Origin of the sequence: Nonomuraea dietziae, assembly GCF_014195505.1 — a bacterium.
GTDB lineage: Bacteria > Actinomycetota > Actinomycetes > Streptosporangiales > Streptosporangiaceae > Nonomuraea > Nonomuraea roseola.
On sequence record NZ_JACIBV010000002.1, the window covers coordinates 589,693 to 609,843 of the forward strand.

Sequence of the window (20,151 nt, forward strand, 5' to 3'; positions counted from 1 at the left end):
CCTGAGGGTCACAGAGTTATGGCACCGACGCCTTTTCAGCCTGTACGGCGGGCATTGGCGTGCTTTGCGGTGAGCGGCGAGGCCGAAGGAGTCGCTGAAGAGGTCGTTCGGCACAGGAATAGACAAGATACGACAAGACCAGGGTCACAAGCGTGGCGATCAGGCCGATGATCCAGGCGGGCATCGTGCCGACCAGCGGCGGGATCAGGGCCACGGCGACGACGCTGTGGAAGAGGTAGAGCGGGTAGGTGGTCCCGCCGAGTGCGGTCAGCGTGGGCGAGGACGGCATTCTGAGGTAGCTCAGGGCGACCATGGCCATGACGGCGAAGATCAGCGTGATGGTGAAGACCACGCCGAAGTTCGTGACGGGCATGGCCTTGGCGCCGGCCGCTGTGACGCGTTTGGCCACACGGACGAGGGCGGAGTCCACCGACAGCACCCATGAGGCGGCGAACAGCAGCCAGGGCAGCCAGGCCGAGCCGAACCGGTGGATGAGGTACAGCGCCATGCCGGCGATGAAGTATCCGGCGTAGCCGGGCATGACGATCTGCGCGACGGCCTCGTGGCGGAAGAGGGCGACGTGGTCGCCGAGGAAGTGCACGGGGAGGGCGGCGGCCAGCCAGAGGCCCATGAAGGCCAGGACCCGCCCGTAGGTGACGCCTGCGATGACCAGGATGGAGATCAGCAGGTAGAAGCGCAGTTCGGCCCAGAGCGACCAGTAGACGCCGCTGGCGTCCTGCACGCCGAACAGCCGCTGGAACATGGTGGCGTTGATCGCGTACTCGCCCGCCGACAGCTTCGGGTCCAGGGGTTTGGCGGCCAGCACGCCGTACACGACGGCCACGGCGGCGAGGCTCATCCAGTAGGCGGGGTAGAGCCGTACGAACCTGGACCAGGCGAACGCCCCGAGTCCCCTTCCCCAGATCGTCATGAGGATGACGAAGCCGCTGATCACGAAGAACAGTTCGACGCCGAGGATGCCGAGCCCGGCCACGGGCGCCAGCCAGGGGAACAGTGTGGCGGGTCGTTGGCCCCATACGGAGGCGAAGGCGACGAAGAAGTGGAAGGCGAGGACGGCCATGGCCGCGATGAAGCGGAGCAGGTCGAGCTCCGCGAGCCGCCCGGTTCCCTGTGGCCGTCCGGTGCTCTTCCGTCGTTTGTGCACGCCCTTTTGACGGGTTCTGTTGCGGTTGGGTTCCGTGAGGCTGGTGAGACTTTGCCGTTTCGAGGTTTCACTTTGCGTCAGCTGTGGATAACTGAGCGTGTCGAAGTCCTCCGGAACGGATGGGTGAGGGAATGACGGACGACCAGCTCAGCCTTGGCACAGCGGCGGCACGGAACCTGGCGACGACGACCAAGTCGGTGCCGCAGATGCAGGAGATCACCTCGCGGCACCTGCTGCGGGTCCTGCCGTGGGTCCAGGCGATCGGCGGGGTCTATCGGGTCAACCGCCGGCTCACGTACGCGCTGGGCGACGGGCGGGTGACCTTCACCTCGACGGGCGCGGATGTGCGGGTCATCCCCGGCGAGCTGGCCGAGCTGCCCGCGCTGCGCGGGTTCGAGGACCAGGACGCGCTGGCCGCGCTGTCGAGCCGTTTCTCCCAGCGGGAGGTGGCCCAGGGTGAGGTGATCGTCGAGGCGGGGCGGCCGCGCGACGAGGTGGTGCTCATCGCGCACGGCAAGGTGGCCAAGGTGGCGCAGGGCGCCTATGACAACGAGAGCGTGCTGGGGGTGCTCGCCGACGGCGACTACCTGGGCGAGCAGGTTCTGCTGGGGCAGGACGGCGAGTGGGAGTACTCGGCCAGGGCGGTGACGGCCTGCACGGTGCTGACGATGCCCGCGCACGCCTTCCGGGAGGTGGTCAACTCCTCCGCGTCGTTGCGGGCGCACCTCGACAGCGCCTCGAGCCCCGCCGACCGGGCGCAGAACGATCACGGCGAGGCCGCGATCGCGCTGGCCGCCGGCCATGTGGGTGAGGCCAGGCTGCCAGGCACGTTCGTCGACTACGAGCTGAGGCCGCGGCAGTACGAGCTGAGCGTGGCCCAGACGATCCTGCGTGTCCACTCCAGGGTCGCCGATCTCTACAACGAGCCGATGAACCAGACCGAGCAGCAGCTGCGTCTGACGATCGAGGCGCTGAGGGAGCGGCAGGAGGACGAGCTGGTCAACAACAGGGAGTTCGGCCTGCTGCACAACGCCGACCTGAAGCAGCGCATCCATACCCGCTCGGGCCCTCCGACCCCCGACGACCTCGACGAGCTGCTGGCCAAGGTGTGGAAGGATCCCGCGGTCATCCTGGCGCACCCGAAGGCGATCGCGGCCTTCGCCCGCGAGTGCAACGCCAGGGGTCTCTACCCGTCCAACACCGAGTACGGCGGGCAGAGCGTGCCTGCCTGGCGGGGCATCCCCGTGCTGCCCTGCAACAAGATCCCGGTCAGCGACAAGGGCGTCACCTCGATGATGGCGATGCGTCTGGGCGAGGCCAACCAGGGTGTGATCGGCCTGAACCGCGTCGGCCTGCCCGACGAGTACCAGCCGGGTCTGTCGGTGCGCTTCATGGGCATCAACGACCAGGCGGTCATCTCCTACCTGGTGACCACCTACTACTCGGCCGCGGTGCTCGTGCCGGACGCGCTGGGCATCCTGGAAAGCGTCGAAGTCGGTTGATGGGCCCCTTCGAGCTCCCCGACTTCTACCTCCCGTATCCGGCCAGGCTCAACCCGCACGTCGAGAGCGCCCGTGTCCACACCAAGGAGTGGGCGCGGGAGATGGGCATGCTGGACGACCCGGAGATCTGGGAGGAGCGCAGGTTCGACGGCATGGACTACGGGCTGCTGTGCGCCTACACCCATCCCGAGTGCGACGCCGCCGAACTCGACCTGGTCACCGACTGGTACGTCTGGGTCTTCTACTTCGACGACCACTTCCTCGAGACGTTCAAGCGGACCCGCGACGTGGTGGGCGGCCAGGCCTATCTCGACAGGCTCGACCTGTTCATGACCGACGATCCGCCCGAGCCGGTCAATGCGGTGGAGCGCGGGCTGAAGGATCTGTGGGCCCGTACGGTTCCCGGCATGTCGCGGCTGTGGCGCGAGCGGTTCACCAGGACCACCCACGAGCTGATGCAGGAGTCGATGTGGGAGCTGTTCCACATCGAGGACGGCCAGGTGTCCAATCCGATCGAGTACATCGAGGAGCGGCGCAAGGTCGGCGGCGCTCCGTGGTCGGCCTGCCTGGTGGAGCACGCCGTGGGGGTGGAGGTGCCGGAGAGGGTGGTCGGCAGCCGCCCGATCAGGGTGCTGACGGAGACCTTCGCCGACGCGGTGCACCTGCGCAACGACCTGTTCTCCTACCAGCGGGAGGTGGAGGAGGAGGGCGAGCTGTCCAACTGCGTGCTGGTCGTGGAGCGCTTCCTCGGCTGCGACACCCAGAAGGCGGCCGAGATCACCAACGATCTGCTGACCTCGCGCCTGCACGTCTTCGAGCACACGACCTTCACCGAGCTGCCCGTGCTGTTCGTGGAGTACGCGCTGCCGCCGCACGAGCAGGAGGCGGTGCTGCGCTACGCGCGGGGCCTGCAGGACTGGCAGTCGGGTGGGCACGAGTGGCACATGCGCTCCAACCGCTACATGAACGGCGGCGGGCGCACGGGCTTCCACGTCTCGCCCCGGCATGTCATGGGTCCCGGCGGGCTGCGTAACCACGCCCACGTCCCGCACCGGAAGGTGGGCCACCTGCCGCTGCCGGAGATCTTCATGCCGTTCCAGGTGCGGGAGAACCCGCACCTGGCCGAGGCGCGCAGGGCGACTCTCGACTACGCGGAGGCGATGGGCTTCTACACGATGGTGTGGGACAGGGACAGCCATGACGGCTACGACCTGGCGCTGTGCGCGGCCGGCATCGACCCCGACGCGAGCCTGGAGGAGCTCGTCCTGGCCACCGACTGGCTGAGCTGGGGCACCTACGGCGACGACTACCTGCCGGTGGTCTTCGGCCGCTCCCGCGACTTCCTGGGGGCCAAGGCGTTCAACCGCCGCCTGTCGGAGTTCATGCCGCTCGATCTGGTCGTGACCGCCGTCGCGGCCAACCCCGTGGAACGCGGCCTGGCCGACCTGTGGCTCCGTACGGCGGGGCCGATGTCGGCCGAGGGCAGGGCCGAGTTCAGGGCGGGGGTGGAGGCGATGACCGCCAGCTGGGTCTGGGAGCTGGCCAACCACATCCAGAACAGGGTCCCCGATCCCGTCGACTACGTGGAGATGCGGCGCAAGACGTTCGGTTCGGACATGACGATGGCTCTGGCACGGCTGGCGCCCGGGCGGACGATCCCCTCCGAGGTGTGGGGGTCGCGGCCGATGACGGCGATGGTCGCCGCGGCCAACGACTACTGCTGCATGCTCAACGACCTGTTCTCCTACCAGAAGGAGATCGAGTACGAGGGCGAGCTGCACAACATGGTGCTGGTCGTGCAGACGTTCTTCGACTGTGACCTGCCGAGGGCGGCCGAGCTGGTCGGCTCGCTGATGACGGCCAGGATGCGGCAGTTCCAGAAGGTGGCGGAGCTCGACCTGCCCGCCCTGCTCGACGACATGGACGCCGACGCGCGGCTGCGCGCGTCGGTGGCCGACTACGTCGCCGAGCTGGGCGACTGGATGGCCGCCATCCTGCGCTGGCACAGGGAGTGCAGGCGTTATGACGAGGCGACGCTGAAGGGCGCCCGCTGGGTGCCCGGCCCGACGGGGCTCGGCACCGCCGGCACGAGGATCGGCACGCTGCTCGGGAGGACCGCCTCGTGACCGCGCTGAGCCTGAGCACGGCGGCCGCCAGGAATCTGGCGACCACCACCAAGTCCGTGCCGTTCATGCAGGAGATCACCCCTCGGCATCTGCTGCGGGTGCTGCCGTGGGTGGAGGTGACAGGTGGCGCCTACCGCGTCAACCGGCGCCTCACCTACCAGGTCGGCGACGGCAGGGTGAGCTTCACCTCGACGGGCGCCGACGTCAGGGTGATCCCGGGTGAGTTGTGCGAGCTGCCCGCGCTGCGGGGCTTCGACGACGCCGAGGCGCTGGCGGAGCTCGCCGGGCTGTTCGAGCAGCGCGAGTACGAGCCGGACCAGGTCGTCGCCGAGCAGGGCCGTCCCGTCGAGGAGGTGCTGCTGGTCGCGCACGGCAAGCTGGAGAAGTCGGCGCGCGGCGCCTACGACGGCTCGGCCGGGCTCGGGCGGCTGGCCGACGGCGACCACGTGGGTGACGCGCTGCTGACCGGCGCCTCCCCCTCGTGGGCGTTCACCGTCCGGGCCCTCACCGCCTGCACCGTCCTGGCGTTGCCTGCGCCTGCCCTGCGGGCGCTGCTGGACCGCTCCCCCGCCCTGCGTGCCCATCTGACGCCTTCGGCAGCGCCGAAGCCGCAGAACAGGTACGGCGAGGCGGAGGTGGCGCTGGCGGCGGGTCACGTGGGCGAGGCCAGGCTGCCCGGCACGTTCGTCGACTACGACCTGTCGCCGCGCGTGTACGAGCTGAGCGTGGCTCAGACGATCCTGCGGGTGCACACCAGGGTCGCCGACCTCTACAGCGACCCGATGGACCAGGTGGAGCAGCAGCTGCGGCTGACCGTCCACGCCCTGCGCGAGAGGCAGGAGCACGAGCTGGTCAACAACAGGGAGTTCGGCCTGCTGCACAACGCCGATCTCAGGCAGCGCGTCCACACCCGTTCGGGGCCTCCCACCCCTGACGACCTGGACGAGCTGCTGTCCAGACGCAGGAAGACGCACTGCTTGCTGGCCCATCCCCTGGCGATCGCCGCGTTCGGCCGCGAGTGCAACGCACGAGGGCTCTATCCGGCGGTGACCGAGGTGCAGGGGGGCAGGGTGATCGCCTGGCGGGGCGTGCCGCTGCTACCGTGCGACAAGATCCCGGTCTCCGGAAGGGGGCTGACCTCGATCATGGCCATGCGCCTGGGTCAGGACGACCAAGGGGTGATCGGGTTGCGTCGCACGGGGCTGTCCGACGAGCGCGAGCCGGGCCTGTCGGTGCGCTTCACCGGGATCTCCGACCAGGCGATCATCTCCTACCTGGTCACCGCCTACCATTCGGCGGCCGTCCTGGTCCCCGACGCGCTCGGGCTGCTGGAGAGCGTCGAGGTGGGCTAGCCGCAGGACCAGCGGCCCCTGAGCTCCTCCGCCGGGGGCCGCGAGAGACGGTGGGCGACAGAGCCCGCAGGGAGGGCGCGAGCGCACGCCGCGCCCTCCCCCGTGGCGTGAGAGGCGTCGCCGACCAGGATCTGTTCCATCGGCGAGGGCCATGCCCACGCAGCCGACAGCGCGGGAGATGGTGACCGACAGCCCGCTCGGCCCGATGGACCCAACCCCATAACCGACAGCACGAGAGGCGGCGACCGACAGCCCGCTCGGCTCCCGTCCACGTAGCCGACAGCGCGGGAGTGGTCTCCTCCCTCGGAGGCGGTCACGGTGGAGGGGCCTCGCCCACGGCCTCGTGCTGCCGTGCGCTCAGGCGAGCGGCTTGTCGAGCTGGTGGTGGTCTCGCCGATCTCGCTGCACCTCAGTCGCAGGGGCCGGCCCCGGCAGCGGGTAGGCCACGGCGACGGGCGTGCCGCTGTCCCAAGATCTTCAGCACCAACGCCCTGGCGGCGGCAGGAGAGGTGGGCCGTGGCGACGCCGAGCCTTTGACCGGCACGTGGGGCGGTCTGGAGCGCCGTCTGGCCGAGCGCCCTTGAGCCGTCCCGTCAGGAGGTTCGGTGGTGGCCGACGTCGTGTTCCGCGTGGGCGCGTTGACGGCTTCCGGCTTGCGGCTGATGCCGGCCGGGGGCGCGTGTGGTGTCGGCGCGACGGGCTGCCCGGGCGCCGCGCGCCGAAGGTACGCCGCTCCCGGAGCTCGGGGTGTGGCCTGGCCGGCCCTGACGTCGAAAGGGCCGCTCCCCTCTCGGGAGGCGGCCCTTTCGACCAGAAGGACTACAGGTACTGGCCGGTGTTCGCGACGGTGTCGATCGAACGCCCTGCCTCGGTGCCCGTCTTGCCGGAGACCAGCGTGCGGATGTAGACGATCCGCTCGCCCTTCTTGCCGGAGATGCGGGCCCAGTCATCGGGGTTGGTGGTGTTGGGCAGGTCCTCGTTCTCGGAGAACTCGTCCACGCAGGCAGCCAGCAGGTGCTGCACCCGCAGGCCCTTCTGCCCGGTCTCGAGGAACTGCTTGATGGCCATCTTCTTGCCCCGGTCGACGATGTTCTGGATCATCGCGCCGGAGTTGAAGTCCTTGAAGTAGAGGACTTCCTTGTCGCCGTTGGCGTAGGTCACCTCGAGGAAGCGGTTCTCTTCGCTCTCGGAGTACATGCGCTCGACGACGCTCTGGATCATGCCGTGGATGGTCGACTCGCGGGAGTCGGAGTGCTCCGAGAGGTCATCGGGGTGCAGCGGGAGCTCGGAGATGAGGTACTTGGAGAAGATGTCCTTCGCCGCCTCGGCGTCGGGCCGCTCGATCTTGATCTTGACGTCCAGGCGGCCGGGCCGCAGGATCGCCGGGTCGATCATGTCCTCGCGGTTGGAGGCGCCGATGACGATGACGTTCTCCAGGCCCTCAACGCCGTCGATCTCCGACAGCAGCTGCGGGACGATGGTGTTCTCGACGTCGGAGGAGACGCCGGAGCCTCGGGTACGGAAGATCGAGTCCATCTCGTCGAAGAACACGATCACCGGGGTGCCCTCTGAGGCCTTCTCACGCGCTCGCTGGAAAACCAGGCGGATGTGCCGCTCGGTCTCGCCGACGTACTTGTTGAGAAGCTCGGGGCCCTTGATGTTGAGGAAGAAGCTCTTGCCCGACTGCCCTGTCTTCTCCGCGACCTGCTTGGCCAGGGAGTTGGCGACGGCCTTGGCGATGAGCGTCTTGCCGCAACCGGGCGGGCCGTACAGCAGCACACCCTTGGGCGGACGGAGCTTGTGCTCGCGGAACAGGTCGGCGTGCAGGTAGGGCAGCTCGATGGCGTCCCTGATCTGCTCGATCTGCCGCATGAGGCCACCGATCTCCTCGTAGGAGATGTCGGGGACCTCTTCGAGCACGAGCTCTTCGACTTCGGACTTGGGGATGCGCTCGTAGACGTAGCCGGAGCGGGACTCCAGCAGGAGTGAGTCGCCCGCGCGGATCGGCTGTCCGACCAGCGACTCCGCCAGGCGCACGACGCGCTCCTCGTCGGCGTGGGAGATGACCAGGGCGCGCTGCCCGTCTTCGAGCAGCTCCTTGAGCATCACGATCTCGCCGACCTCTTCGTAGCCGAGCGCCTCGACCACGTTGAGCGCCTCGTTGAGCATGACCTCCTGGCCACGCCTGAGTGCTTCGACGTCGACCGCGGGACTGACGTTGACCCGCAGTTTGCGGCCTCCGGTGAAGACCTCCACCGTGCCGTCTTCCCTGGCCTCGAGGAAGACGCCGAAGCCGGATGGCGGCTGGGCCAGCCGGTCGACTTCCTCCTTGAGGGCGACGATCTGGTCTCTGGCCTCCTTGAGTGTGGCGACCAGCCGTTCGTTCTGGCTGGTGACCGCCGCAAGGTTGGCCTGCGCCTCATGGAGACGCTCTTCGAGGACTCTGGCCTGACGGGGTGACTCGGCCAGCTTCCGCCTCAGCGCGGTGATCTCCTCCTGCAGGAAGGAGACCTGTGTTGAAAGATCAGCGACCTCCCGTTCGCGCTGCGCGGCTCGAGCCTCAGCATCATCGCGAGCTGCCACGCCCCGTCACCTCCTTCCCAGTCGAGGGCGACTACTAAGGACCTTACCTATCTCGGGCCCCTCCGTAACCTGGCCGGGCAGTGTTCGTCGAGTGACATTCAGTATTCGGCTATTTATCCCTATTGCAGCGTTTAGTACATGCAGCATATGAACACGGCGATCTGTTCCCGTGTCACGCACCAAGGCACCGCCGTGGCCAAATTGTCATAGTTCTTCGGTGGTTCCCTTCGGTCGTCTGCGCCTTGGCGGGGGCGTGACGCCGTCCGCCATGCGGCGGGCGCTGACGAGGAACCCGGTGTGCCCGATCATCCGGTGGTCAGGCCGTACGGCGAGTCCCTCGACATGCCAGTCGCGAACCAGGGTCTCCCACGCGTGGGGCTCGGTGAAACTCCCATGCTCGCGAAGGGCCTCGACAGTCTTGGACATCTGCGTGGTCGTGGCCACGTAGACGCAGATCACGCCGCCAGGCGTGAGAGCCTTGGCGGCCGACTCGACACACTCCCACGGGGCCAGCATGTCGAGGATGATCCGGTCGACGTCGCCCTCGTCGATGGAGTCGTTCAGGTCGCCGACGACCAGGCGCCAGCTGTCCATCTCCCCGCCGAAGAACTTCTCGACGTTCTTCTTGGCGACGTCGGCGAACTCCTGGCGCCGCTCGTAGGAGATGACCTTGCCCTCGGCGCCCACCGCGCGCAGCAGGAAGCAGGTCAGCGCGCCCGAGCCGACCCCCGCCTCGATGACGCGGGCGCCGGGGAAGATGTCGGCCATGCCGACGATCTGGGCGGCGTCCTTGGGGTAGATCACGGCCGCGCCGCGCGGCATCGACAGCGTGTAGTCCTGCAGCAGGTGCCTGAAGGCGAGGTACTGCGTGCCGTTGGCCGAGCGGACCACCGAGCCCTCGGGCTGGCCGATCAGGTCGCTGTGCGGGATCGCGCCCTTGTGCGTGTGGAAGACCCCGTCCTCCTTCAGCGTGATCGTGTGACGCTTGTTCTTGGGGTCGGTGAGCTGCACCTGATCCCCCACCTGGAACGGCCCGTGCCTGCGAAAACCCATGGAGATGAGGATAGGGCGAATCGCACACTCGAACGGCCCGTCACAACCCCCTGTATTCGGGTCCCTCTGGACCGTAACATCGCCACGTGCCGACACGCTGGCCCTTCGCCGGTCGCATCGAGGAGACCGACCGGCTGCTGACGCTGATGAACGATCCCGCCGTCCGCGGGGTCGCGATCGTGGGCGCGGCGGGCGTGGGAAAGAGCAGGCTGGCGGTGGAGGTGGTGAGCTCCCTGCGCTCGCGCGGCCGCACGGCCGTCCACGCCATCGCCTCCATGGCCGCCCGCGAGCTGCCCTTCGGGACCCTGGCCCACCTGCTGCCCGCCGCGCTGCCCCAGGGCGCCAACCCGCTGAAGTGGATCTCCGAGACGCTCGTCGGGACCGAGCGGCGCCCGCTGATGCTGATCGACGACGCCCATCTGCTCGATCCGGGGTCGGCGGCGGTGCTGCAGCACATGGCGCAGGACGACGCCGCCCAGCTGCTCCTCACCCTGCGCAGCGGCGAGCCGGTGCCCGACGCGGTGGTCTCTCTGTGGAAGGACCTCGGGCTGGCCAGGATGGAGCTGACCCCGCTGAGCCTGCGCGACGTGGGGCGCATCCTGGCCGCCGTGCTCGGCGATCCGGTGGAGTCGGCCAGCGTGGCCAGGCTGCACAGGCTCGCCCAGGGCAACGCGCTCTTCCTTCGCGAGCTGGTGGCCGGCGCGCTCGACGCGGGTGCGCTGGTGCGGGTGCAGGGGCTGTGGCGCCTGGAGTCCGCGCCGCCCGTCGCTCCCGCGCTGGCCGACCTGGTCGCCGCCCGCATCGGCCGCCTTGAGCTCCTGGAGGAGGAGGCGCTGGAGTACATCGCGCTGGGCGAGCCGCTCGGCGCGCAGCTGCTGGCCGGCCTGGTTCCCGCCGCCACCGTCGAGTCGCTGGAGGCCAAGGACCTCATCAGGGTCCTGGTGGACGGCAGGCGCACGCTGGTGCGCCTGGCACACCCCCTGTACGGCGAGGCGATCAGGGCCGGCAGTCCCCTGCTGCGCACCAGGCGCCGCTACCGCCAGCTGGCCGAGGCGCTCGAAGCGGCAGGGGCACGGCGGCGCGACGACGTGGTGAGGCTGGCGGTGTGGCGTCTGGAGAGCGGCGCCGTCAAGGACCCCGCCCCGCTGCTGTCGGGCTGCGCGATCGCGTGGGCGGCGCACGACGCCACCCTGGCCACGCGCCTGGGCTGGGCGGCGCTGAAGGCGGGCGGCGGGGCGAGGGCGGCCATCCTGCTGTCGGACGTGCTGTCGTTCTCGGAGGCGTTCACCGACTCCGAGGCCGCGCTGACCTCGGTGTGGAACGAGCCATGCGGGCCCGACCTGCGGGCGCAGCTGGCCATGCAACGCGCGTGGAACCTCAACTTCGGGCTGCGCCGTCCTGCCGAGGCCGACGCCGTGCTCGACGCCGCCGAGGCGATGCTCGACGATCCGTCGCTGCGCCAGCTCGTGGAGGCCATGCGGCTGAACCTGCGCGTCCTGCGCGGCGAGGTGCACGAGTGCGCGCGCATCGCCTACGAGATGCTGGAGGGCGAGCACCTGTCGGTGGTCGGCGAGGCGATGGCCCTGGGCATCACCGCCTACGGGCTTCCGTACACGGGCAGGTGCGACGAGGCCAGGCGGATGTTCCTCAGGGCCAGGGCGGTCGAGGCCTCCTGGCACGACGCGGCGCCCTCGGAGGTGCTCAAGCTTATCGCCGGCAACTACCTGTCCGAGCTGCTGTCGGGCGACCTCGACGCGGCCGGGCGGGCGGTCCTGCAAGGGCAGGAGGTGCTGGGCGACGACAGCGCGCTGCGGCTGTTCAGGCGCATCTTCCTGCAGTGGCACGGCGAGATCGCCAGGATGCGGGGCAGGCTGGCTGAGGCGGCGCGCGTCACCAAGGAGGCCACCACGCTGGCCGGCGCCGGGCACTTCACCGCGCTCGCGGTGGCCGAGCTGGCCCACTGCACGGCGCTGCTCGGTGACCAGGCCGGCGCCCGCGCGCTGCTGGCGGAGGCGGAGCGGGACCGCACCGAGGTGCTCTACCTGCTGCAGACCTCCATCGACTCGGCGCAGCGCTGGGTGACGGCGATGGGCGGACGGCTGCCGCGCGCCGTGCAGCTGGCGCTGGAGCACGCCGCCCGCGCCCGCTCTCATGACCTGCTGGGCATCGAGCTGGTCGCCCTGCACGACGCGGTGCGCTTCGGCGCGGCCCGGAGGGTGGTGTCCAGGCTGGTGGAGGTCGCCAGCCGCCACGACGGCGTGCTCGCCACCGTCTACGCCGCGCACGCCATGGCCGCCGCCTCGGGCGACGGCGAGGAACTCGACCGGGTGGCGGGCTCCTACCGGCAGCTGGGGATGATCCTGCACGCCGCCGAGGCCTACGCGCAGGCCTCGGCCGCCCACCGCGCCAGGGGCCGCCCCCAGCAGGGCAGGACCTCCGCCGCCAGGGCGTCGGCGTGCGCCGCCGCCTGTGGCGACCCGCGCACCCCCGCCTTGGCGCGCCTGCAGGGGCCCGCGCTGACCCCGCGTGAGAGGGAGATCGCCAGGCTCGCGGCGGCCGGCCTGGCCAGCAAGGAGATCGCGGCCCGGCTGGTGCTGTCGATCAGGACCGTCGACAACCACCTGCAGTCGGTCTACGGCAAGCTCGGCGTCAACGGCAGAACGGAGCTGACCGAGCTGCTCGACACCGATTCGCCGCCAGAGGAGGAGGATTGATAGCAATGGACCATGTTGCCGCGTGAAGTGATCTCCGTCGGTTCGCTGATCCTGCGCCCCCCGTCGCGTGACGACCTCGGCGCGATCGTGCGGGCCTCCTCCGACGCCGAGACCGCCAGGTTCCTCTACCTGCTGCCCGTGCCGTACACGAGCAAGGACGCCGAAAGCTATCTGGAGTTGGCCGAGCGGCGCTGGGCCGAGGGTGGCGCGGAGTTCAGCGTCGTCGACGCGGCCACCGGCCGCTACCTCGGCGCTGTGGGCCTGCGCGCCACCGGCGGGCACGGCGCGCACGAGATCGGCTACCGGGTGGCCGAGTGGGCCAGGGGCAGGGGCGTGGCCACCGCGGCCGCCAGGGCGGTGAGCGAGTGGGCCTTCGACAAGGGCGTTCGCCGCATCGAGCTGCGCGCCGAGGTGGAGAACCTGGCCAGCCTGCGCGTCGCCTACGCCGCCGGGTACCTCCAGGAGGGCATCGAAAGGGAGCGGCGGCGCACCAGGGACGGCAGGCCCGCCGACTTCGTGGCCTTCGCGAGGCTGGCCGCCGACCCTGGTGAGGCGGTGCCGCGCTACCTGCCCCTCCTCGACGCCGAAGGGCTGTCGGACGGCGTGGTGCGGCTGGCGCCTGTGACGCTCGCCGACGCCCCCGACTTCCACCGCCTGCTGAGTGCGCCGAGCATCACGCGGTGGATGATGGCCCCGCCCTCCACGATCGAGAGCACAGAGCGCCGCTGCCGCTACACCGGCTACTGGTGGCTGTCGGGCCAGCGGGTGGAGCTCGCCGTACGCGACGCGGCCACCGACGCCTTCGCCGGCCACATCCAGCTCGCGCAGATCGCGCCGCTGATCGACCAGGCCATGCTCGGTTACTCGCTGCTGCCCGCCTTCCGCGGCAAGGGGTACATGTCGCGGGCGGTGCGGCTGCTGGTCGACTGGGCGTTCGCGAACACCGCGCTGCACAGGATCGTGGCCGGCACCGACGTGACCAACGAGGCCTCCCAGATGGTGCTGGAGCGGGCGGGTTTCAGCAGGGAGGCAGTGCACCGGGAGCTGTTCCCGCGCCCTGACGGCACGCGGGGGGACGATGTCGAGTGGCTGCTCCTTCGTCCCCATGAAGGCTGAGAAATCCGGATTTCCGGTTGAGGGGTGGTCAAGGGCGGGATTGAGAGTGATACTCCGAGTCGCCGCCCGTTGACACTCCGCCGATCGCCGGCGAACCTTCCAGCAGGGGATGATGAATGACCAGCGACTGCGTCAAGGAGCTCATCGAGTCGTTCTCCCACATGGCGCCCGACGAGTTGCTGGATTTGGTCGTCAGGTGCGCGGCCGCGGTGGGCGGCACGCCGTACGCGGGGTTCGTGGAGGTCGACCCCCTGCAGGTACGCGCCCGCCTCTCGCACGTGCTGATCCCGCAGGACGACCGGCTGGACGTGCGGGCGTGGCTGAAGGAGTCGGACGTGCTCAAGGAGCTGGCGGTCAGCTCAGGCCCCGTCCTGGTGGCGCGGGACCCGTCCATGGGCGCGCCCGGCTTCCTTTCGGTCCCCGTGCCGCTGGCCACGCGGGACCTGGCCCACCTGTGGGTGGCGGGAGGGCGCTTCACCGACAGGGAGGAGCACCTGCTCGGCAGGCTCGCCCTCGCCTGCGGGCGGGCGCTCGAGGCCTCCAGGGGGCTCGAGGCGGCCGCCCGCATGCTGCGCTCCGTCCACGCGTTCACCGTCTGAGCGCGCCGCGGCCCGCGGCGGCGCGACCTCACGGCCCAGGGGCCGGGCCGGGCCGGATCGGGTCGGGTCGGGTCGTCAGTCGGCCGCGGCGTTCAGCGCGTCGCGCAGGATGGCGGAGACCTGGGCGACGAGGGCGTCGACGTCCAGCCTGGCGCGCAGGTCGAGGTCGGCGGTGACCTCCGAACCGATCCGCAGCTTGAGCGCCACGTCGCTGCCCCTGGACCGCAGCCAGAACTCCACGGTTCTGGTCAGGGCTGCGGCCTGGGCCGCCGTCTCGACCTCGATCCGCAGCGCGGGCGGCTCGCCTCCCATCCGCCCCTGCCCGGGAGCGCGATGCTCCAGCCGCATCCTGCCCCGCAGCGCGTCGGCGTCGCGCAGCCACTCCTCCAGCGAGGCGACCTCGTCGAAGGACCCCTCGAAGACGACCTCGGTCATGTCCTCACCTCACGATCGGGGCGGTCCTGGCCCTGGTCAGGCGGATCAGGTCGGCAGGGTCGAGTTCGAGTTCGAGCCCGTGGCGGCCGCTGGAGACGAAGACGCTCGACGCGGCGGCCGAGCTCTCCTCCAGCACCGACGGCAGGTACGGCAGCGCCAGCGGGCTGACGACGTCGGCGGCGAACGTCTCGCCGATGCGCACGACGTCGGCCAGGGCAGCGACCCTGGCGCGGGTGGCGCCGAAGGCGCGGGCCAGGGCGCGCTCGTCGATCACGCCCTCGACGGGCGCGATGGCCACGACGGCGTGTTCGCCGAGATAGAGGATGACGGCCTTGAGCAGGCGCATGGGTGAGATCCCGAGTTCGTCGGCGACCGCCGCCCTTGATTTCGTCCTGGCCGGATCGTGGGGATAAGGATGGACCCTGAACGCCACCTGAGATTTACGGAGAATCCGGATAGCCGGGGTCTCTTGCACGACATTACGGATATTTGATGATTTGTCGGTGCCGCGCCGTACGCGAAAGCGGTGGTATTTCCCGGAGATAACGTAAACGTAGTCGACGAACGCCTCCGCCAGCTCCACCGCGTCCTCCGCCTCGGACTTGCCCAGGGGACGCGGGCCGAGGTGGGCCGCCTCGTTGCCGAGCTCGCGCAGCTCCTCGGCCCAGCTCAGCAGCCAGCCCTCGATCAGCCCGCCGCGCCGTAGCTCGCGCAGGGCGTGGAAGAGCGTGCGCCCCGTGACCCCGTGGTCGGCGCAGACCGCCTCCAGCAGCCGCCGGACGTGCAGGACGGCAGAGGCGGGCGAGCCCGAGCGCACCCCCGCGCGGGCCGCCGTGAGCTCCCTGCGCACCACGGGCGGCACCTCGGCGGCGATGGGCCTGCCGTCCTGCGGCCACAGCACGGTGGCGGGTCTGGCCGGCAGGTCGTCGGGGTCGCGATCGTCGAATTCCTGCGCCGATTCCAGCAGCAGCGCCTGCCCGCAGCTCTGGCACAGCGCCAGCCAATAGGGACGCAATCGCTCGGGCAGAAAAACCCTGTGTAATCCGTCAGGTTCGCGTGCGACAGTAGGGCGGACACAACTCGGACAATCAACATCGAATTTCGCACCCCATCGCGCCACAAAAGGACGATAAGGGATGATGAAATTGGCCACAAGGGCGTAATGGGAGGGGCCCATGAAACGCTGGCCGTTCGCGGGCCGCAGGCAGGAGCTCGAGGACCTGGTGCGTCTGGCCAGGGATCCGACGGCCCAGGGCGTCGTCATCGCGGGCCCCGCAGGGGTGGGCAAGTCGCGCCTGGCAGGCGAGGTGCTCACGCACTTCCACGCCGCCAAGGTGACGCTCGTGCCGGTCAGGGCGACCAAGGCCGCCAGCTCCATCCCCAACGGCGCGCTCGCCGACCTCATCCCCCGACAGCACCCTCCACACCTGGTCAACACCTTACGGTGGGCCGCCGACGAGCTGCTCGCCCACGCGAGGGGACGCGTGCTCGTGCTGGCCGTGGACGACGCGCATCTGCTCGACAGCCACTCCGCCGAGGTGATCGCCTCACTGGTCAGGGCCGGGCAGGCGCGGCTGGTCGCCACCCTGCGCACCGGCGAGCCGACTCCCGACGCGGTGACGCTTCTGTGGCGCGAAGGCCATGTGCGCAGGTACGACACCGACCCGCTCAGCGACCTCGACGTCGCCGCCGTGCTCACCGCCGCCCTGGGCGCCCAGCCCGACGACGCCACGGTGCGCAGGCTCGGCGAGGTGACGGAGGGGAACGCGCTGTTCCTGTACGAGGTGGTGCAGGCGGCCATGGCCTCGGGCGCGCTGTCGCCCATTCACGGCATGTGGAAGCTGACGGGCGACCCGCCGCTGGCGCCGCGCCTGGTCGACCTGATCCACGAGCGGATCGGCGCGCTGTCGCCCGAGCTGAAGGAGGTGCTGGAGTACACCGCGCTGGCCGAGCCGATCGGCGCCCGCACGCTCAGCTCCCTCACCTCCGAACGGGCCCTGCTGGAGGCGGAGGAGCGCGGCCTGGTCAGGGTCCGCGTCGACAGGCGGCGTGAGATCGCCCGCCTCGGCCACCCCCTCTACGGCGAGGTGGCCCGTGAGCGCCTGCCCGAGCTGCGCCGCCGCCGCAGGCACGCCGACCTGGTCGCCGCGCTGGAGTCCACGGGCCTGCACCGCAGGGAGGACCCGCTCAGGGTGACGGTGTGGCGCCTGGCGGGAGGACTCGGCGCCGCGCCCCGCCCGCTGCTGGAGGCCTCCCGTCTGGCCTGGTCGGCCCACGACTACCCGCTGGCCATCCGCCTCGGCGAGGCCGCCCTCGAGGGCGGCGGCGTGTCGGCCTCGCTGCAGCTGGCCACGCTGCTCGACTACGCCCAGCAGCCCGACAGGGCGAGGGCCGTGCTGGAGGCCACCCCCGAGCCCGAGGACGAGCCGACGAGGGCGCGGCTGGTCCTCGCCCAGGCCAGCAACCTGGCCTGGGGCATGGACCGTCTCGGCGACGCGCTCGACCTGCTGTCGAGCGCCGAGAAGGAGCTCAAGGCCGCGCCGCCGCGCCGCCAGGTCACCGTCCAGCGGCTGGGGCTGACCGCCTCGGCCGCCAGGCCCTCCGAGGCGCTCCGCCTCAGCGCCGACCTGCTCGCCCACGACCTCGGCCCTGCCCAGCGCGCCCAGGTGCTCAGCTCCCGCGCGCTGTCGCTCTGCTACGCCGGACGCACCGGCGAGGCGGTCACGCTGGTCCACGAGGCGCTGCGGGACGCCGCGGCCTGGCGCGACGAGCTGCCCGCCCTGATCTCGCCGCTGCACTCCACGTGGGCGATGTGCGGGTACTTCTCCGGCGACCTGGCCGTCATGGACCAGGCCATCGCCTCCATGCGCGCCGCGCTGGCGGGCCAGCGCGGCTGGTCGCGCGGCGAGGGCAGCCTCGCCCTCGCCCGCGGCAACGCCGCCACCCTGCGCGGGCAGCTGGGCGCGGCGCTGCTGGTCCTGCACGCTCCCGCCAACCACGAGACGGCGCTGACCGTGGGCGGCTGCATGGCCGCCTACGCCGCCACCCAGGCGCTGCGCGGCGAGGCGTCCGCCGCCCGCGACACCCTCCGGGCGGCGCTGGCCCGCAACCGCGCCACCTGGACCGCCTTCATGCGCTGGGTCGCCCTCACCCGCGTGTGGGTCGCCGCCGCGGAGGGCGAGACCGACAGGGCCGTCGAGCTGGCGCTCGCGGCCGCCGCCGACTGCCGTGAGAGCGGACTGGCCGCCTTCGAGGCCGTCGCCCTCCACGACGTGGTACGGCTCGGCGCCCCCGCCGCCGCGCTCGCCAGGCTGACGGAGCTGGCCTCCTCGCACGAGGGTCCGCGCGTACGGCTGGCGGCACGGCACGCGGCGGCTCTGGCGGGCGGCGACCCCGAGGGGTTGTTGGGCGTGGCGGAGGGCTTCGACGCCCTGGGGATGCGCCTGCACGCCGCCGAGGCCGCCGCCCATGCCGCCGCGGTACTGCGTCGCACCAGGGGCGAGAAGGCGGCCAGGGCGGCGACGACGGAGGCGTGGTCGCTGGCTGGAGCGTGCCAAGGGCCGGACACTCCGGCGCTGCGCGGCCTGGCGGCGCCCGACCTGACCGACAGGGAGTTGCAGGTGGCGCAGCTGACGGCGGCGGGGCACTCGCACAGGGAGATCGCCCAGCGCCTGGGCATCGCGATGCGGACGGCGATGAACCATCGCAACCAGGCCTACTGGAAGCTGGGGGTGAACAGCCCCGCCGAGCTGGCCAAGGCCCTGAACCGCTTCCACTGACCGCCCCGTCACCGCCCGCCGGACCAGGCCCGCGGAAACCATGCGCGGCCACACGAAGGACCCGGAGCGTCAAGGATGCGGACGCGCCGACGAAGGCGGGCGAACCGACGAGGAAGGCGCGGAGCGGCGGGGAAGCCGGGCGCGCGCCTGCGGGCGGCGCGCGCCGGGGTCAGCGGGCGGCTGTCAGTTCCAAGCCGTCAGTCCCAAGCCGTCAGTCGCATGCCGTCAGTCGCAGGCCGTCAGTCGCGGGCCGTCAGTTGCGGTGGGATTCGTAGCGCATCGTGCGGGAGACGCCGATGCGGACCGTCGTTCCTGGCGCGATCGTGACGGGCTCGTTCGGCGGGATGTCGTAGAAGTTGGGGTCACCCGGCGGCTGGATCTGGGTGCCGTTGACCGAGCCGAGGTCGACCAGGTTGACGTCCCAGCCCTCCAGGGCGACCCGCAGGTGGCGGCGGGAGACCGAGCCGTCGGGGCTGGTGACCTTGGCGGGCCTGGCGTTGCCGCCCGCGACCTCGGGGGCGCGCTCGGGGTCACGGCCCAGCAGGTAGTCGCTGTCGAGGGGCAGCGAGGTGCCGTCGTCGAGCAGCAGCGCGCCGAGCGAGGGGCGCGGCCCCTTGTACGGCACCAGCGTGCGCTGCACGAGCTCGATCCCGCAGATCACGCAGTACGGCGAGCGGGGGTCGTTGAAGTGGTCGTTCTTGCAGTCGACGCCGAAGACCATCGGCCTGCCGTCGGCGTCGGTCTGCTGCTCGCCCTGCTGCTCCTGCGGCGGGGGCCCGAAGTCGGGGTGCTCGTCGTAGGAGGGCGCTCCCGCGGGCGGCATCGGGCCTGGGGGCGGGCCGAGCGGCGGCATCGGACCGGAGTGGGGGCCGGGCGGGCCCTGCATGGGCGGCGGGCCCTGGTGCATCGGCGGGGCGGGCTCGGGATGCGGTTCGGGCATCGGTGGCTGGCCGAACGGCGCCTGCGGACCTGAGGGCGCGCCCATCGGGTAGGGGGCCATGGGCGGCGGGGTCGAATGCGCGGGCGGGGGCGGCGGGGGCTGCTCGTGGACCGGCTGGTGAGCATCCTGCCTGGACGGCTCGGGCCCCGAGGGCTCATGCCTGGACGGCTCGTGCCTGGACGGGTCCTGCCTCGGCGGCCCGGGGAGCAGATCGGGCTCGAAGTGGAGGCCCGTGGCGGGCAGCTCGCTGGTCTCCAGCGGCCTGACCTGGGGCCTGGCGGGCGGCTGCGCGTTCTCGTCGACCTCGCCGTGGACGCCGCCGCCGAGGACCACGCCGGCGTCGAGGCGGACGACGGGGTGGGCCTCTCCCGCGTCGGGCAGGCGCAGCTCGACCCGCTGCACGGGGCCGGGGATGAGGCGGTCGGTCCAGGTCAGGGAGTCGCGGCCGGACAGCCGGGTCTCGCCGTCGTCGGTGACGACCACGGCCGAGGCGGAGCCGCTGACGAGCACGGCCATGCCTCCAGCGGCGGGCCCTGCGACGGCGCAGGCCACGGGCTCGCCCGACATCGAGCGGAACAGCACCTGGGCGGCGCGGCGGGCCAGCGCGAGGCCGTCCGCCCCTGACTCGGCGCTCTCGCGCAGCGTCTCGAGCAGCTCTCCGCCCGTGCCTTCGGCCGTGTCGCAGACCAGCAGCAGCCCGCCCATGTGGGCGACCAGCCCGTTGCCCGGCAGCGGACGCACCACCCCGAAGCCCTGCTCAGCCACAGAACTCTCCCCTCCATGGAAA

Annotated in this window: 13 protein-coding genes; 7 read left to right on the forward strand and 6 right to left on the reverse strand. The window is 71.0% G+C overall.

Going from position 1 to position 20,151, the window contains the following annotated elements; translation table 11 throughout:
- Positions 1-16: 16 nt before the first annotated feature.
- Positions 17-1,165, reverse strand: coding sequence for an acyltransferase family protein (locus tag FHR33_RS45480; RefSeq protein WP_312896072.1), 1,149 nt, complete (start codon positions 1,163-1,165; stop codon positions 17-19).
- Positions 1,166-1,296: 131 nt separating this feature from the next.
- Between FHR33_RS45480 and FHR33_RS45485 the strand changes: the two genes are divergently transcribed.
- From FHR33_RS45485 to FHR33_RS45495, 3 genes are read left to right on the forward strand one after another with little or no spacing between them, the layout of a single operon-like run.
- Positions 1,297-2,667 (forward strand): family 2B encapsulin nanocompartment shell protein, encoded by a 1,371-nt coding sequence (locus tag FHR33_RS45485; RefSeq protein WP_221242563.1) that lies wholly within the window; start codon positions 1,297-1,299, stop codon positions 2,665-2,667.
- The gene (locus tag FHR33_RS45490; protein ID WP_221242564.1) at positions 2,667-4,793 is read left to right on the forward strand and encodes a terpene synthase family protein; all 2,127 of its coding nucleotides are present in this window, start codon (positions 2,667-2,669) and stop codon (positions 4,791-4,793) included. Before FHR33_RS45485 ends, FHR33_RS45490 begins: the two co-directional genes overlap by 1 nt.
- Entirely contained in the window at positions 4,790-6,145 is a 1,356-nt protein-coding gene (locus FHR33_RS45495) for a family 2B encapsulin nanocompartment shell protein (protein ID WP_312896073.1), read from the forward strand. The genes FHR33_RS45490 and FHR33_RS45495 overlap by 4 nt, the downstream gene beginning before the upstream one ends.
- A gap of 819 nt (positions 6,146-6,964) precedes the next feature.
- Here the strand turns inward: FHR33_RS45495 and arc are convergent.
- Both arc and FHR33_RS45505 read right to left on the reverse strand, forming a co-directional pair.
- Positions 6,965-8,728, reverse strand: a complete 1,764-nt coding sequence (arc, locus tag FHR33_RS45500) for a proteasome ATPase (RefSeq protein ID WP_183661695.1) — start codon at positions 8,726-8,728, stop codon at positions 6,965-6,967.
- 204 nt (positions 8,729-8,932) lie between these two features.
- On the reverse strand, positions 8,933-9,781 hold the full coding sequence (locus FHR33_RS45505) for a tRNA (adenine-N1)-methyltransferase (protein WP_183661698.1): 849 nt from the start codon (positions 9,779-9,781) through the stop codon (positions 8,933-8,935).
- Between the two features lie 86 nt (positions 9,782-9,867).
- Between FHR33_RS45505 and FHR33_RS53040 the strand changes: the two genes are divergently transcribed.
- The 3 genes from FHR33_RS53040 to FHR33_RS45520 all read left to right on the forward strand — a co-directional run bounded on the left by FHR33_RS53040 (position 9,868) and on the right by FHR33_RS45520 (position 14,210).
- Complete coding sequence (locus tag FHR33_RS53040) at positions 9,868-12,495, forward strand: LuxR family transcriptional regulator (protein ID WP_183661699.1); 2,628 nt, start codon at positions 9,868-9,870, stop codon at positions 12,493-12,495.
- Positions 12,496-12,507: 12 nt separating this feature from the next.
- Positions 12,508-13,611 (forward strand): GNAT family N-acetyltransferase, encoded by a 1,104-nt coding sequence (locus FHR33_RS45515; protein ID WP_183661701.1) that lies wholly within the window; start codon positions 12,508-12,510, stop codon positions 13,609-13,611.
- 116 nt (positions 13,612-13,727) lie between these two features.
- The gene (locus FHR33_RS45520; protein ID WP_183661703.1) at positions 13,728-14,210 is read left to right on the forward strand and encodes a hypothetical protein; all 483 of its coding nucleotides are present in this window, start codon (positions 13,728-13,730) and stop codon (positions 14,208-14,210) included.
- Positions 14,211-14,285: 75 nt separating this feature from the next.
- Here the strand turns inward: FHR33_RS45520 and FHR33_RS45525 are convergent, their stop codons facing one another.
- Together FHR33_RS45525 and FHR33_RS45530 are read right to left on the reverse strand one after the other, a co-directional pair.
- On the reverse strand, positions 14,286-14,645 hold the full coding sequence (locus FHR33_RS45525) for an effector-associated constant component EACC1 (protein ID WP_183661705.1): 360 nt from the start codon (positions 14,643-14,645) through the stop codon (positions 14,286-14,288).
- Positions 14,646-14,649: 4 nt separating this feature from the next.
- Positions 14,650-15,660: a DUF4145 domain-containing protein gene (locus tag FHR33_RS45530; protein WP_183661706.1), complete on the reverse strand. Its 1,011-nt coding sequence runs from the start codon at positions 15,658-15,660 to the stop codon at positions 14,650-14,652.
- Positions 15,661-15,820: 160 nt separating this feature from the next.
- Here FHR33_RS45530 and FHR33_RS45535 point away from each other — a divergent pair, with 160 nt between their 5' ends.
- A complete protein-coding gene (locus tag FHR33_RS45535) occupies positions 15,821-18,424 on the forward strand; it encodes an AAA family ATPase (RefSeq protein ID WP_183661708.1) in 2,604 nt (867 codons plus the stop codon).
- A gap of 253 nt (positions 18,425-18,677) precedes the next feature.
- On the opposite strand, the gene FHR33_RS45540 is transcribed toward FHR33_RS45535, so the two are convergent.
- Positions 18,678-20,129: an FHA domain-containing protein gene (locus tag FHR33_RS45540; protein WP_183661711.1), complete on the reverse strand. Its 1,452-nt coding sequence runs from the start codon at positions 20,127-20,129 to the stop codon at positions 18,678-18,680.
- Positions 20,130-20,151 lie beyond the last annotated feature (22 nt).

Coding starts and splice junctions, on each gene's coding strand:
- FHR33_RS45485 (WP_221242563.1), top strand. CDS start 1,297: ATGACGGACGACCAGCTCAGCCTTGGCACAGCGGCGGCACGGAACCTG.
- FHR33_RS45490 (WP_221242564.1), top strand. CDS start 2,667: ATGGGCCCCTTCGAGCTCCCCGACTTCTACCTCCCGTATCCGGCCAGG.
- FHR33_RS45505 (WP_183661698.1), bottom strand. CDS start 9,781: ATGGGTTTTCGCAGGCACGGGCCGTTCCAGGTGGGGGATCAGGTGCAG.
- FHR33_RS45515 (WP_183661701.1), top strand. CDS start 12,508: ATGTTGCCGCGTGAAGTGATCTCCGTCGGTTCGCTGATCCTGCGCCCC.
- FHR33_RS45520 (WP_183661703.1), top strand. CDS start 13,728: ATGACCAGCGACTGCGTCAAGGAGCTCATCGAGTCGTTCTCCCACATG.
- FHR33_RS45525 (WP_183661705.1), bottom strand. CDS start 14,645: ATGACCGAGGTCGTCTTCGAGGGGTCCTTCGACGAGGTCGCCTCGCTG.
- FHR33_RS45535 (WP_183661708.1), top strand. CDS start 15,821: ATGAAACGCTGGCCGTTCGCGGGCCGCAGGCAGGAGCTCGAGGACCTG.